Below are 13,619 nucleotides of genomic sequence, written 5' to 3'. Positions count from 1 at the left end.
AAAAAACGATTCATGCCATAAATAGCATGAATCGTTTTTTTACTAAATTTTGCTTAACTCATGTTCAACTAAATGTCCATCTTCCAGATGCAGCACTCGATCACACCATTCGAGCATCCGTTCATCATGAGTGACCATTACAGCAGCTTTACCCTCATTCTTTACTTCGTCAGCAATCATTTGCACAACTTCTCTGCCTCGTTTGAAATCTAAGCTTGCTGTTGGTTCATCTGCAAACAAGATTGCAGGTTTATTCATCCAAGCTCTTGCGATAGCTACACGTTGCTTCTCCCCGCCTGATAGTTGCTCAGGATAATGGTTTCGACGTTTCCAGATATCCAGACGCTTCATCAAATCAGCTGCCCGTTCCTTAGCTTCTTTAGAACTCATCTTCCCCTGTTTAGCTACAAAGAGAAGCTGCTCTTCTACCTTCAAGTAAGGCAATAGCTGTGCGCTTTGGAACATAAAGCCTATCTTCTCTAATCGCAGCTCAGTCAGCTCACTTTTACTTTTATCTGTAAGAGATTCTCCGTCTATAAAAATTTCACCACTGGTTGGCGTAAGAAGCGCACCCGCTGCTGATAGGAATGTACTCTTCCCTGTTCCAGAAGGTCCAAGGACAGCAACGAATTCCCCTTCATTGACTATAAGATTCAAATTGTTCAGAACAGATACCGTTGTATCGCCGTCTCCGTAGGTCTTGGTTACTTGCTTCATCAATAATTTCGCACTCATGCTCCAGCCCTCCCAATTGCTTCTAATGCATCTACTTTTGCCACTTTAGCGACAGAAATAAGTGATCCTAAAAGAGACATCCCCACGAACAAGCCGCTGGTTAATAGAATCGTAGAAGGTTCCAGTTGGAACGGCATAGTGTCTGGTAGTACCTGATTCATTCCAAAGGTTAGCAGCAAGCTAATGCTTAGACTTGCAATAGCCAATATCATGACCTGCCCTACAACGCTCCAAGCCAAGTAAGACATTTTTGTACCCATGGCTTTCAGAATTCCAAACTGGCTTGTTTTCTGAATTGTAATGACATAGAAGAATACAGCCAGAACAAAACCAGCGATTACGAACAGGAAGGCAATCATCATAAGCAGTGAACCTTGTTCTGATGAATAACCCGGAATATTAGAGATCGCTTCTTTTTGCGTAATAACTTCCACATTTTTCGTACTAGCAGAGATCTTATCCACTTGACCTGCGTTTGCATTAAGCGCAATTACATTAAAAGGCGCTCCGGATGTAGCCTCACTACCTTGATTAACGCCTTGTCTCATTTCCTGCCAATCTTTATTGTTAATATAGACTACTGGGGTATGGCTGTATGAGCTATTCTCAACATATCCTGTAACTTTAAATTCCTTCCCAGTTGCCTGATCTTGGATCGTGCTACCAATCTTAATGCCCGACTGTTCCAAGTCACGATCAACGATGACACTTCCCTGCGTATCATTCGTAATCTTGTCACCTTCAATCACTTTTGGAGCCAGTAAACCGTTCATATCAACTGCGAAAAAAGTTACGTCTGCTTTAGTATCCACATCGTTCGTAGTCACTGTACTCATCTGTAGAGCGAGTGAAGAGGCATTATTATCTCCTACTACTGCTCGAACACTATTAAGCTCCGTATCCGTTAACTGAGAACGTCTAAACGTCTGATCCGCATCCTTCTGCACCACGTAATAGTTTGCCGGCATATTCTCTATTGCTGAGATATTAGCATACGCTAATCCTCTGGCCAGTCCCGTTACGAAAAGTACAAGAAAGGAAACCAATAACATGATTACCATTATTAACAGGTATCTGGCTTTAGAATGTCGCATTTCTCTTAAGGCTAGAAACATATTACCACTCCTTCTAATCTGTATAGTCACAGTTTAGAAGATGAAAATGAACGGAGTATGAATAACGAGTTACAAAAGCGGAAGAGTTACAGTAAAGGTCGTGCCTTTGCCAACTGTACTGGATACTTCTATGGTTCCGTTATGTGTCTCTACAATTTTTTGCGTAATCGCCAGCCCAAGACCGCTACTATGCGTTTCTCGTGTACGTGCCCGGTCGACTTTATAAAAACGGTCAAAGATGAGTGGTAATTCCTCAGCAGGAATACCATCCCCAGTATCCGAAAAGGTTACTACACAGTTCCCTTCGTCAAGCTTTGCGGAAATCATAATAGATCCCTCAGCGGGTGTATATTTGATAGCATTAGTAATGAGGTTCATCCACACCTGATACAATAGATTGGAATCGCCATGTACGCTAATGTCCGCAAGACTTAAACGAACCGCTAATTGCTTCTCTGTTAATCTCCACTCCATGATTTGTACAACCTGCCGAAGCTGTGCACGCAAATCTATAGGTTTCTTCTGCAAGGAATTCGGATCATAATCGAGGGAAGATAACGTTAGCAGCTGTTTACTAAGCATCGATAGACGATGGCTTTCTTGATCAATAATATTGAGGTACTCTATCCGTTCATCCTCTGGTAATGTAGGATCTTTAAGGGTTTGGGCAAATCCTTGAATAGAAGTTAATGGCGATTCGATTTCATGAGACACATTCGCAACAAACTCTTGACGCGCACGATTGGTCCGTTCCAGCTCACGACTCATAATCATAAAGTGTGAGGCTAACTGGCCAATCTCATCCCGGCGCCAAGTATTTAATTTAATATCATATCTACCTTTTGAAATCCGTTTAGTTGCCGTTGTCAAACGTGTAATGGGTCTGACCACATGCAGTACGCTGATCATGACGAATCCTAGACTGAATAACACGGTAAAACCGATGATGACAGCAAAAAACACGCGCAGTTCACCGAACTGAACCTCTGCATCCGGCCGCATGAATAACGCAAAAGTCTCATTATTGACTTCAATAGGTACGCCTATCGTATTGCGTAATTGATTGTCAAAAAAACCTGTAATAAATGCGCTGTCAGGAAACTCAGCAACACCGTGATACACTTGTCCATTCAGGACCTTCTCTAATTGTTGCGGATCTAAGTCCTCTTTCCGAAATGGCTTGCCGTAAAATCGGGATTGGCCCTCTACATTGGTTAAATAGATCTTATATCCCAGTACAGCTACACTTCGCAGGTAATCCTCCATAGATTCCGGGTGAGATTCTGCAAACTGCTGGATATCAATGGCCATCCCCGTAAGCTTCGCATCGTTCTGCGATTTAATCTGAGCTTGATAATAAATATTAGATACCAAGAAGCCGAGAAGGCTGCTCACCACAATGGCCGAGCAAAAGAGAATGCACATTCTCACATACAAAGACTTCACGAGCTCACCATCTCCAATTTATATCCAATTCCCCGTACCGTCCGAATCACAAAGTCATTCTGATAATCCAAAAATCGTTGACGCAATCGCTTGATATGTACATCCACCGTACGTTCATCACCTTCATAATCCATTCCCCATACTAGTTCAATCAGCTCACTGCGTGAATACAGTCTTCCTGGATATTGTGCCAGTTGCGCGAGCAGTTCAAATTCCTTTACCGGTAACAGTAGTACTTCATCACCATCAGTGATCTCATAATTTTTACGATCAATAACTAGTGAATTTAAACGAATCCGATCATCCGAAGCGATGGAATAACGCCGAAATAAAGCTTTGATCCGAAACAACAATTCTTCCGGCTCAAAAGGTTTCGTTACATAATCATCTGTCCCCCGCAAATAGCCTTGTTCTTTATCACTTAGCTGTTGCCGGGCTGTTAACAAAATGATCGGTATATCATACGTTTCTCTTATATGCTGGCATAGCTCCAACCCATCCACATGCGGCATCATCACATCCACAACGGCTAAGTCCGCAATGCTTTCTTTCAGTTTATGTATCGCGTCCCGGCCATCGCTGGCCTCCATTACTTGATAACCTTCTCTGGTCAATACATGCTTTAATAATGTACGAATATTACTATCATCATCTGCTACTAAAATCTTTTTCATCGTTTACACTCCCTGAATAACGGATGAACCCATAGTATCAACTTTAAAGGGTTAGAACAACTAAAGAACCGAAAGAGACCATTTTGGGCATTCGTACATATACTACTCTAATAATAACGAACGAATCAGGAGGTAATAAGAACTATGAATTGGACTCCTTTATCTCAGAATAGATCTGATTTCAAACCTATCTGGGCAACCTCTCTTCCTCAAGCATTAAATTTAATCAAAGAAGCTGTGCAAGGTGAACGAAATGATGAGCTTTTCTATGATGAACTTATCAAACTGGCCCCAAATTCCGAGCAAGCCTCCATCATCACCTCAATACGAGATGACGAACGGGGTCACAACTCCATGTTCCGCGGGATGTTCAAAGAAATTACGGGTCAAGATATCACTGGAATTAGTAGTGAACAATATCAACGGATCAGTTCCTATGAAGAAGGTTTAGAAAAAGCACTCCAAGGTGAACTGGCTGCAGTCGAAAAGTATCGCAAAATATGGTTTGGTCTGCCTGTTGGAGTATACCGCGATACTGTTTATGGGATTATATTAGATGAATTAAAACATGCCAGTAAATATAATTATTTACTTACTTTAGATCGAACCACTATATAGTTGAATTAGTCAGAGTCATTATTTAAACCTGAAGGAAAGTGATTACACTTTCCTTCAAAGAGGTAACAGGCCGTCCCATTAGTCGCTCCATATCTTTTGAAGTAGAAGCTGTATCTATCTTCCCGAGGAATGAATAAATCCAGTGCTGAATGCTTGAATCCTGCCGATGAACGATTCTTTTTCCTGTCAGCTCGGATAATACCTCCGCAAGTTCGCTGAAGTCCCAAGAGCGCGGTGCGGTAAATTCATAAATCTGATTAAGATGACCAGTAGTTGTAAGCACGACCGCCGTAGCTAAAGCGAGATCCTTTCGTGTCACCGAATTAAATAGCCAGTTCCCAGGATAGGTGATTAACTCACCGCTTTGGATCGCCTCTTTCAGCCCTAGTACATCTACAAAATCCATATACAAAGCGTTGCGTAGAAATGTATAGTCAATACCTGATTTAAGAATCATCTGCTCTGTAAGTAAGTGAACATGATTAGCTGGAATTTGTCCTTTAGGTGGAAATGCGAAGCTTGTATACAGCAAATGCTTCACCCCTGCCTTTGATGCTGCATGAATAACCTCAGAATGTTGAGTTAATCTGACGTTATCATCGGGATGTGAACTAGAGATGAATAATAGCTCTGCTACACCTGTAAAAGCTTGAATTAGAGTATCAGGCTGATCATAATCGCCAAAGCGAATCTCAACCCCTTTTTCCAAAAGATCATTTGCTTTCTCCCGATCACGAACACATGCGATAATCTCACCTGCCGGCACAAACTGAAGAAGATTGTCTATAATCAAACTACCTAATTGACCAGTAGCCCCAGTAACCATAATTGACATAACACCCCAGCCTTTCTGTTCCATGTTTTAGAGACCACAACATTATTTATTTCTAGCCATTGCTAAGCTTTTCTAACAAAACGATGAGGTACCGAAGCTCTTGTTCATCCAGACCCTGCATACGTTCAGCGACCGCTTGACGATTTCCGGGAAGATGCTCCAAAAGTAATCGTTGTCCTTCACCCGTAATTGAAATAACGCTTTTTCTACCATCCTGAGTATGGTTCGAGCGGGTAATCCAACCATCTTTCTCTAGGGGTATCAGCAACAGACTAATATTAGCTTTGGTAACCCCAATATTGTGAGCCAATGTAGAAGGTAAAATCGTTCCGCCCTGTTTAGATATTTCTACTAGGATACGAATTCTTGCGCCATTTAATCCTTTCGACTGCCAATATTTATCAGAGACAGAAACTAAGCTTGCAGTAGTATCAACTAAAGTGAAAAATGCCTGAGTATGTAGCGGCTGATTCAATACCAACGGTTGTAAATGATCCATCTTAGATTTTTCAACTCCAATTTAGTTAAGTACTTAACTATATTAAACCATACTACAAGCACTACTAATTGTCAAAAAAAAGAAGCTGCCTCAGCTCGCAGAAAAATACTACGAATTCGGGCAGCCTCATATCATTAAAGATTTCTTTTAGATTAACACCGTCTTTGTAGACACGGCTTCTTCACTGTATTGTTTAGTCCCTTCTAACACCACTTCAAGCTTAATGATCTCCGAACGGCTGGCTAAACGGATTGGAGGTCCCCAGGTCCCATATCCAGAGGAAACAACGACATGCAATTTATCCTTGCGGAGGTAGCCCCAGTCCAGTTCGAACAACCGCTTGGTGATCCAGTGATTAGGAGCAATCTGTCCACGGTGCGTATGACCTGAGAGTAGAATATCTACGCCTTCTTGGGCAGCGACATCAAATCCGGTAGGCTGATGATCCATCATGATCACAGGACGCGTCAGATCGAGGCCATTCAATAAGGAGTTTACGCTTAATCTACCTCCGGCTTCCATCGTCTCGGCAGTCTTATCTTTTCGACCTACAATATACGTTCCCGCCACTTCTTCAACCTCATCCTGTAGGACTTTAATGCCTATGCTACTCATTAAATCGGTATATTCCTTAATCGAACCACCGTAATATTCGTGATTGCCCAGTACCGCGTAGACCCCATGGCGTGCTTTTAGCTGCTTTAGCTGTTCACTCATACTATTGCGAATAAAAGGCTCAATACTATCGTCAAGTACATCCCCAGCCAGCAAAATCACATCAGGCTTCATAGCATTCATTTGAGCAACCATTTTTTTGAGATGCCGATTGCCGACGATATTTCCTAAATGCAGATCGGATGCAACCGCGATGGTAAGTGGCGTACTAGTTCCGATAGATTTATCAATGGGAATAGGATGGGTACGAACTACTGTACTCCAAGCGTTGATCGAACCCCAGACTAGAAAAACAACCAGTAATATTAGCAATGTACCACCCGCTTCTGAGACGTAGTGCGTTCGATCGACACCCATCCAGCCCAGCAGCACATATAACAGATCAGCTAATGGCAACATGATAATAGCGAATTCCATGCAAGCTAGATAATACGACCCAATCACCTTAAAGAATCTGGCTAACGGCTTCACTATTGTAGGCCACGGTATCATTCCAACGACATACGCAAAGGCAACAAGCAGGAATAATGTCCAGAACAGAACAGAGGAAGCACCTGAGAACCATTCATGGACAAGCAGCCAACCGTGATACCCAATGTAAAAATTAACAAGGCCCAGAATAAGCAGCATTGCAAACCCTGAAGCTAACATTCGTAATGTTTTCATCGTTCCACTCCCCTTTACCATACTAACTCTATACGTCTTATCTCAAATCATAACACAAACCGTTAACCCAGTATAAATTACGATGCTGTCTTCGGAAAATGGATCAAATAACGTACTATAATTCTTTATCACATTCCCCGTCAAAAAAAAGAAAATGCCCGTCGGCATCTTCGTTGGAGGTCTTCAATTATACTGCTCTATCCCGCGTGGCCATACATTCGCCAATTAGCTTATCGCATTTATTAATGTGATTCAGAAGCCAATCGGTTAACGTACGGTTAAGCTTAATCGTCGAGAGAACGGAGACTCCCTTGGTTTTAATCGTTTCTTCTAATTCAAGAACGGCTTTCACAAAATTAGCGTGCGTCTTGCGATGTTCCGCCAATTCAGGAAAATCGATCTCTTCCATCAATTGCTCTTCATTGCTAAAATGCTCGATGGTATATTCCTTCAAGAATTTGAGCGTTTCTTCGATCTTCTCTTTCCCCTGCTGCTTACTGCAAGCATCAAAAAATTCATTCAATTTCGCCAGCAACTGTCTGTGCTGACAGTCTATTTTCTCAACACCGATATCATAAGAATCCTTCCATTCAATCACGAAATCACCATTCCATTTCCTGAAATTAACATATCGATAAATACAACTAATTCTCCACCTTTCCGCACAAAAGATCTATTAACAACATCACAGGGAAAATCCCATAACCATCCAAGGGAAAGTCACAATTCATTGTCCGTTTCTACTTCATTACAGGTTCTATGTGGACAAGCACATTTGAAACTTGGTGCCGATCTTTCAATTGTTCTTCGATTTCTTCCGTAATATCATGGCTCTGCACCACACTAAGCTCGGAATCTACTAATACAGTTGTATCTACTAGTACGTTATTTCCGTGGATGCGAGCTTTAATATCTTTAATGGATTGCACACCGTCAATTTCAGCAACGGTTTCTTTCATGAGTTCAAGCTCTTCCGCATCAAAACCATCCGTTAAATCATGTGTAGCTTTACTAAAGATATCCCATGCCGTCTTGCAGATAATCAGGCCGACAATAATCGCTGTAAGCGGATCAAGCCATGGAATTCCAAATCCAGAAGCCACAATTCCGACAAAAGCACCTATGCTAACTAAAGCATCTGATCGATTATCTAGTGCTACTGCTCGCATAGCGTTACTATTAATAGAGCGGGCCAGTCTAATGTTATACATATATACGCCCATCATTATCACAGCACAAAAAACTGCCGTCCAGGCTGCTATAAGATCTGGACTTTCCAGTTCGGGTTGAATAAATTTGTTCACGCCCTGGTACAGCACTTGAAGCCCTACAACGATCATAATAAATGAAGCAATTAAGGATGCCACGGTCTCTGCTCTGAAATGCCCGTAGCTATGATTGGAATCCGGCGGTCTCCTGGAGATCTTAAGACCGATTAGTATGGCGATAGAAGCGATAATATCAGTACTGTTGTTCAGGCCATCTGCAAGCAGCGCTTGAGATCCCGCGACCGTACCAATAAACAGTTTGATGGCGGACAGGAATATGTAGGCAACTATGCTTAGCCATGCTCCTTTTTCACCTTGTTTGATGTCGTTGTAATTTTCCAAAAAAAAGAACCCCCAAAGAATAGTATTGTTATATACTACACTCCGAGATTCGGGTGGGTCTAGAGAAACAGTGTTGCTAAGAGGCGTAATAGTTCCCTCCGTCAAATAGAGTTGCTAGGTCATAACTGTTTTGCGGAGCGTAACATAGTTTGCCTTAGTTCAACTTTAAGTATTATATTTCTCGCTTAAACGCTTCCCGTCCTTAAAAAAAGCCGTAGGCGTTTATGCTTGTTCTACAGAAGTAGTAACTTTTTGCCATTTATAATGTCTAATTATAGTAATAACTATTTTTGAGGAGCGTGAAACGATGATTCAGTCTTTGCACAAGACAATGATTAAAGTTTTAGCTGTTACATGCATTGCATCCCCAATAGCTTACAACGGATCGTTATCCGACATTTCCGCGGAACAAGCAGTTATAAGTACAAGCAATCCCTATTACAATGAAGTCAAAGCACCTATTCTTGTACCTGTATGGTCATCACCGCTTGCCATCTTAAAAGAAGATAGAATCACTGGGCAGAACGTTACAGCCCTTGCCGAGAATGGGAAAGTCTTTGCCTTGCAGCGGAATGAAAAACTAGTCGCATTGAATGCTACAACAGGTAAAAAAATGTGGGAATTCGGAAGTGCATTAGCCCCGTTGTTCACGTACAGTAATGGATTTATCTATGGTTTGACTAAGAGTGGCTCTCTGTATGCCGTTAATGAAGCAGGTAAAAAAGCGTGGTCAGCTTCATTATCACTACCTAAAGCCACCAGTATACAACGGTTAGGCTCTACCATTTATGTAACACAAGATAGTCAACTGGCCGCTGTCGATGCGGTCAGCGGGAAGATCAAATGGAAGGCTGCGGAGGAGAGCAATAACTTTACAGGCTTATCGGAACTTATGGAAACGGATGGGGTTGTTATTCGAAGTTATCTCTCACAGGGAGCATTAACAACTGGCGCACTTGCTGCTTATGACAGTCTGACAGGAAAAAAACTATGGGACCATACCCGTCAATGGTGGCCACTAGCAGTAAAGGACGGCCTCCTCTACTCCATTACCAATACGTTAATGATGGATGATGACGCTGTGAATCGAAATGTTAAAGTTTCTGTATTCAACGTAAAAACGGGTGAACTTAAAGGAGAACGTTTATATAAATGGACAGATACCGAGAATAAAGATGGAGCATTCACATTTGGTGGTGTAAATGGGACCGCATTCTTGGACGGAAATGACTTCTATATTTTTCAGGGCAAAAAGCTTGTGAAATATGATTTCTGGAATTACTCAGCGGAAGGTAAGCCAGTTCAAACCTGGACTTCTATGGCAAAAGAGAAAGATTATCCTCTAAACCAAGTCCATCAGCAAAGAATGTTATATTCCAATTATGATACAGGTACGTTATCCGCACTCAAACTTGGAAATGGTCAGGCGGTAGTCCTCAATAATGGTGAGAATCCTGTAGTTCAGACGGATCTTTTTGGAAATGTGGTTTATAGCGGACAATCAGATGGCCTATTTCACGCTTATGACATGTTGACGTTGAAGCCTATTTTTACCGTGAAGACAGGATCTCGTAACTTTGCCCCTTCTCTTAAAACTGGAGGCATGCTGATCATCCGAACGGATAATAAGCTGCTGGCTATTAAACTGCCTTCATCAATTAAATAAAAAAAGCCTGATTTCTCAGGCTTCTGATCTTAAGTAACTTTACTTACTCAGCAGGAGCTGTAAAAGTACGTGTAGCAAATTCAGCATCCAGCATGTAGAAGGCGTTGCTATCTTTATCAATTCGTTTCAGTTTACTAATGATGTTGCTAAAGAGCGCTTCCTCTTCTACTTGCTCGTCAATAAACCATTTCAAGAAATAGATCGTTGCATGTTCACGCTCATCCAGCGCCAAGTCAGCTAAATGATAGAAGCGTTTCGTGTTTTGTTGCTCATGCGCGAATGCATGTTCAAAAGCATCCAGCATCGAAGAGTATTCGTTCTTTGGCTCTGGTAGAGCTTCAAGTGTCGCCCGATTATCGCGATCATTAAGGAACTTATAGATTTTCATGGCATGGAATCGTTCTTCTTCTGCTTGAATTAAGAAAAAGTTTGCGAATCCATCGAGACTTTCACCGGAACAATAGGCTGCCATAGCTAGATAAACATGAGCGGAATAAAACTCGAAATTCATCTGTTCATTAAGTGCGTTTACTAATCCATCTTTCATTTGACCGTCACCTCATAATTCAATTTTAATATGTAAAGATTTAAGTTCATCTTATCACCGTGTATCTAAGTCAGCAAGGATTCATCCTTCTGACATCTAAATAAGCAACGAAGGGACGACTATTCTAATGACCAGATTTACACGCAACATCCTTAAACCTACATCCTCTGCTAGCTTTTTAATGGCTTCTGCTATGGTATCTATGCTTCTGTTAACTAGCTGTTCCAATAGCAGTAACAGTTCCCAAGCTGCCGCTACAAATCCGCCGACTGCAGAATCCACATCTTCACCTGTTACGAGTTCCACAGCAGCTCCCTCCTCAGAGAGTGATCCAATTGCTGTTCAGGTTTCAAGTATGAGCCTTGAAGAGAAAATTGGACAAATGCTCCTTGTTGGCATCGACGGAACCGTTCTGGATGATCAAGCAAAAAGGATGATTGCCGAAGACAAAGTCGGTGGAATCATCCTTTATAAGAACAATATTCAAGATCTGAAGAGTATGGTCAGCCTTGTTAATTCCATGAAAGAGAGCAACAGCGGCAACCCTGCCCCTTTATTTATGAGTATCGATCAGGAGGGCGGAAAAGTCAGCCGAATGCCTAAGGAGTATGCTTCCTTCCCCTCTAATGGAAAGGTCGGTACCCGTAAGGATGCTAACGCTGCCGAAATGATGGGCAAGCTGCTCGCTAGAGAAGTATTGTCAGCAGGATTTAATATGAACTTCGCTCCCGTCCTTGATATCAATAGCAATCCAGATAATCCTGTAATTGGAGATCGTTCCTTCGGTAGCTCCGCTGAACTAGTCAGTACGCTAGGGATTGCCGAAATGAAAGGAATTGAGAGCGAAGGTGTTGTTCCTGTCGTCAAACATTTCCCTGGTCACGGAGATACTTCCGTCGACTCCCACCTTGAGCTGCCGATTGTGAATAAGACTGCTGAAGAACTCGCTAAATTAGAATGGCTCCCGTTTCAAGCTGCAATAAAAGAAGGAACCGATGCCGTAATGGTCGCTCATATTTTGTTCCCGAAACTTGATCCTGATAAACCCGCATCTTTATCAAGTAAAATCATTGGTGAGCTACTTCGCGGTGACATGAAATATCAAGGACTCGTAATCACAGATGACCTGACTATGGGTGCTATCATGAAGAATTATGACCTTACCACAGCAGCGGTAGATACTATAAATGCAGGCAGTGATATCTTACTTATCGCTCACGGCTATGATAATGAGAAACGGGTATTAGAATCGCTTCTGGACCATGTAAAAAAAGGTAAGATACAGGAATCACGGATTGATGAGAGCGTCTATCGGATTTTAGCATTGAAAGCTAAATATAATCTATCCGACGAGCCAATTCCGGTTCCTGACCTTACCGAGCTAAATAAAGATATTAAATCTTGGCGACTCACGATTGAGAAATAGGCTTAGGTCTATTTCAATCTATTGAAGCACAACAACATCTCCAACCTTTAACCCTGAGACGGCCTCTGTTTTGTCAGCCGTCTCCATGCCCACTTTGATATCTCTTCGTTCATATTCCCCATTGCCTTTATCCACCATCACGTAGGAGAGATCTCCTTCATGCATTACTGCGATGCTGGATACAACGATGGCATTTTCCTTGCGAACCGTCTCGATTTCTCCGCTCAAGCTTAGTCCACCAATTAAGCGCTCGTTAGGTTGCAGTGAGATTACCACTTCAAATTGTGGAACCGAAGTAGCAGTAGTATTTTGACCCGAAGCAGTCTTAGCAAATTTAGATACCTTAGTCACTTCTCCAGACAGCTTTAAATCTTTTAAAGCTGTCATTTTAACATCGACCTTCATTCCCGTCTTAATACGGAAGACATCTTGTTCACCTACAAGAGCTATGAATTCAAGCTTGTTCATATCTACAATTTTGCCGATGTATTGATTATCTGTTACCGTTTGCGGAATTTCACTCGCACTGTCAAATAGAAAAACACCTGTTGCAGGAGCATGGTAGAGGGCTGTATTTAGCTTAGCCTTCTTTTCTTTTAATTCACGAGCCTGTATTTCAGCATTTACTTGGTTAAGCTCATCCCCTATTCTTGCTGATTCTTGGGCTGTAAGTGCTTTTATACGTTCGGCTTCTGTTGCACCAAGGGCTGCGTTCTCCTGGTCCTGCTGACTAACAAATTCATTTAATTCCGCTTCTAGCTGAGCCTTTCGAATGGTCGCCTCTTGTGTAGCAATTTCATTCTTTAAGGCTTCCTGATCGAGGGTAAACAGTAAATCCCCCTTCTTAACTTGCCCACCATTCTCAACCTTCCACTTTGTTACCTTTGAAGCATATGGTGCATATACAAGCGTTTCCTGCTCATAATGTGAATTCCCTTTGACCTGAACAGAGTTGGTGATGGTTTCCTGTGTCACTTCAAAAGTTATCGCCTGTGGTGGTTCAACAGGTTCTAGCTGTGCCTCGGGTTTATACATCTTGTTGTATACAAAATAACCCGCTGTAATAATAATCAATACCAATACAATCCACTTGATTCTCCTCTTCAT

15 protein-coding genes are annotated in these 13,619 nt (G+C 42.0%); 3 read left to right on the top strand and 12 right to left on the bottom strand.

What is annotated here, in order from left to right:
- Positions 1–42: 42 nt before the first annotated feature.
- The 4 genes from MHI27_RS14110 to MHI27_RS14095 form a co-directional block, all read right to left on the bottom strand.
- Entirely contained in the window at positions 43–735 is a 693-nt protein-coding gene (locus MHI27_RS14110) for an ABC transporter ATP-binding protein (RefSeq protein ID WP_042187892.1), read from the bottom strand.
- On the bottom strand, positions 732–1,850 hold the full coding sequence (locus MHI27_RS14105) for an ABC transporter permease (protein WP_076286351.1): 1,119 nt from the start codon (positions 1,848–1,850) through the stop codon (positions 732–734). The genes MHI27_RS14110 and MHI27_RS14105 overlap by 4 nt, the downstream gene beginning before the upstream one ends.
- Positions 1,851–1,919: 69 nt before the next feature.
- The gene (locus tag MHI27_RS14100; protein ID WP_339247871.1) at positions 1,920–3,296 is read right to left on the bottom strand and encodes a HAMP domain-containing sensor histidine kinase; all 1,377 of its coding nucleotides are present in this window, start codon (positions 3,294–3,296) and stop codon (positions 1,920–1,922) included.
- Positions 3,293–3,970 carry a response regulator transcription factor gene (locus MHI27_RS14095; RefSeq protein ID WP_042187886.1) on the bottom strand — a complete coding sequence of 226 codons (678 nt, stop codon included), beginning with the start codon at positions 3,968–3,970 and terminating at the stop codon, positions 3,293–3,295. The genes MHI27_RS14100 and MHI27_RS14095 overlap by 4 nt, the downstream gene beginning before the upstream one ends.
- A gap of 144 nt (positions 3,971–4,114) precedes the next feature.
- On the opposite strand from MHI27_RS14095, the gene MHI27_RS14090 reads away from it, so the two are divergent.
- Complete coding sequence (locus MHI27_RS14090; protein WP_076286353.1) at positions 4,115–4,588, top strand: ferritin family protein; 474 nt, start codon at positions 4,115–4,117, stop codon at positions 4,586–4,588.
- Positions 4,589–4,610: 22 nt separating this feature from the next.
- Here MHI27_RS14090 and MHI27_RS14085 read toward each other — a convergent pair whose 3' ends face one another.
- The 5 genes from MHI27_RS14085 to MHI27_RS14065 all read right to left on the bottom strand — a co-directional run bounded on the left by MHI27_RS14085 (position 4,611) and on the right by MHI27_RS14065 (position 8,873).
- The gene (locus MHI27_RS14085) at positions 4,611–5,423 is read right to left on the bottom strand and encodes an SDR family oxidoreductase (protein WP_405176528.1); all 813 of its coding nucleotides are present in this window, start codon (positions 5,421–5,423) and stop codon (positions 4,611–4,613) included.
- Positions 5,424–5,475: 52 nt separating this feature from the next.
- The gene (locus MHI27_RS14080) at positions 5,476–5,922 is read right to left on the bottom strand and encodes a MarR family winged helix-turn-helix transcriptional regulator (RefSeq protein ID WP_405176527.1); all 447 of its coding nucleotides are present in this window, start codon (positions 5,920–5,922) and stop codon (positions 5,476–5,478) included.
- Positions 5,923–6,069: 147 nt separating this feature from the next.
- Positions 6,070–7,263, bottom strand: a complete 1,194-nt coding sequence (locus tag MHI27_RS14075) for a metallophosphoesterase (RefSeq protein ID WP_042187883.1) — start codon at positions 7,261–7,263, stop codon at positions 6,070–6,072.
- 187 nt (positions 7,264–7,450) lie between these two features.
- A complete protein-coding gene (locus MHI27_RS14070) occupies positions 7,451–7,861 on the bottom strand; it encodes a bacteriohemerythrin (RefSeq protein ID WP_081382799.1) in 411 nt (136 codons plus the stop codon).
- 142 nt (positions 7,862–8,003) lie between these two features.
- Positions 8,004–8,873, bottom strand: coding sequence for a cation diffusion facilitator family transporter (locus MHI27_RS14065; protein WP_042187882.1), 870 nt, complete (start codon positions 8,871–8,873; stop codon positions 8,004–8,006).
- Positions 8,874–9,180: 307 nt separating this feature from the next.
- Here MHI27_RS14065 and MHI27_RS14060 point away from each other — a divergent pair, with 307 nt between their 5' ends.
- Positions 9,181–10,539 (top strand): PQQ-binding-like beta-propeller repeat protein, encoded by a 1,359-nt coding sequence (locus MHI27_RS14060; RefSeq protein WP_405176526.1) that lies wholly within the window; start codon positions 9,181–9,183, stop codon positions 10,537–10,539.
- A 43-nt stretch (positions 10,540–10,582) separates the two neighbouring features.
- Here MHI27_RS14060 and MHI27_RS14055 read toward each other — a convergent pair whose 3' ends face one another.
- Together MHI27_RS14055 and MHI27_RS14050 are read right to left on the bottom strand one after the other, a co-directional pair.
- A complete protein-coding gene (locus MHI27_RS14055) occupies positions 10,583–11,086 on the bottom strand; it encodes a ferritin (protein ID WP_042187878.1) in 504 nt (167 codons plus the stop codon).
- A 96-nt stretch (positions 11,087–11,182) separates the two neighbouring features.
- Positions 11,183–11,392 (bottom strand): hypothetical protein, encoded by a 210-nt coding sequence (locus MHI27_RS14050; RefSeq protein ID WP_231573442.1) that lies wholly within the window; start codon positions 11,390–11,392, stop codon positions 11,183–11,185.
- 49 nt (positions 11,393–11,441) lie between these two features.
- Between MHI27_RS14050 and nagZ the strand changes: the two genes are divergently transcribed.
- Complete coding sequence (nagZ, locus tag MHI27_RS14045) at positions 11,442–12,512, top strand: beta-N-acetylhexosaminidase (RefSeq protein WP_339247855.1); 1,071 nt, start codon at positions 11,442–11,444, stop codon at positions 12,510–12,512.
- 18 nt (positions 12,513–12,530) lie between these two features.
- Here the strand turns inward: nagZ and MHI27_RS14040 are convergent, their stop codons facing one another.
- Positions 12,531–13,619, bottom strand: a complete 1,089-nt coding sequence (locus MHI27_RS14040) for an efflux RND transporter periplasmic adaptor subunit (protein WP_379421712.1) — start codon at positions 13,617–13,619, stop codon at positions 12,531–12,533.

It is taken from the genome of Paenibacillus sp. FSL H8-0261, assembly GCF_045040645.1.
Taxonomy (GTDB): Bacteria; Bacillota; Bacilli; order Paenibacillales; family Paenibacillaceae; genus Paenibacillus_AQ.
The sequence above is the reverse complement of the archived record's forward strand: the minus strand, read 5'-3'. Positions and strand labels throughout refer to the sequence as shown.

Bases quoted from the DNA above. Each gene is read 5' to 3' on its own strand.
- MHI27_RS14075 (WP_042187883.1), bottom strand. From the start codon at position 7,263: ATGAAAACATTACGAATGTTAGCTTCAGGGTTTGCAATGCTGCTTATT.
- MHI27_RS14080 (WP_405176527.1), bottom strand. From the start codon at position 5,922: ATGGATCATTTACAACCGTTGGTATTGAATCAGCCGCTACATACTCAG.
- MHI27_RS14040 (WP_379421712.1), bottom strand. From the start codon at position 13,619: ATGAAGAGGAGAATCAAGTGGATTGTATTGGTATTGATTATTATTACA.
- MHI27_RS14105 (WP_076286351.1), bottom strand. From the start codon at position 1,850: ATGTTTCTAGCCTTAAGAGAAATGCGACATTCTAAAGCCAGATACCTG.
- MHI27_RS14060 (WP_405176526.1), top strand. From the start codon at position 9,181: ATGATTCAGTCTTTGCACAAGACAATGATTAAAGTTTTAGCTGTTACA.
- MHI27_RS14085 (WP_405176528.1), bottom strand. From the start codon at position 5,423: ATGTCAATTATGGTTACTGGGGCTACTGGTCAATTAGGTAGTTTGATT.
- nagZ (WP_339247855.1), top strand. From the start codon at position 11,442: ATGAGCCTTGAAGAGAAAATTGGACAAATGCTCCTTGTTGGCATCGAC.
- MHI27_RS14110 (WP_042187892.1), bottom strand. From the start codon at position 735: ATGAGTGCGAAATTATTGATGAAGCAAGTAACCAAGACCTACGGAGAC.
- MHI27_RS14095 (WP_042187886.1), bottom strand. From the start codon at position 3,970: ATGAAAAAGATTTTAGTAGCAGATGATGATAGTAATATTCGTACATTA.
- MHI27_RS14055 (WP_042187878.1), bottom strand. From the start codon at position 11,086: ATGAAAGATGGATTAGTAAACGCACTTAATGAACAGATGAATTTCGAG.
- MHI27_RS14090 (WP_076286353.1), top strand. From the start codon at position 4,115: ATGAATTGGACTCCTTTATCTCAGAATAGATCTGATTTCAAACCTATC.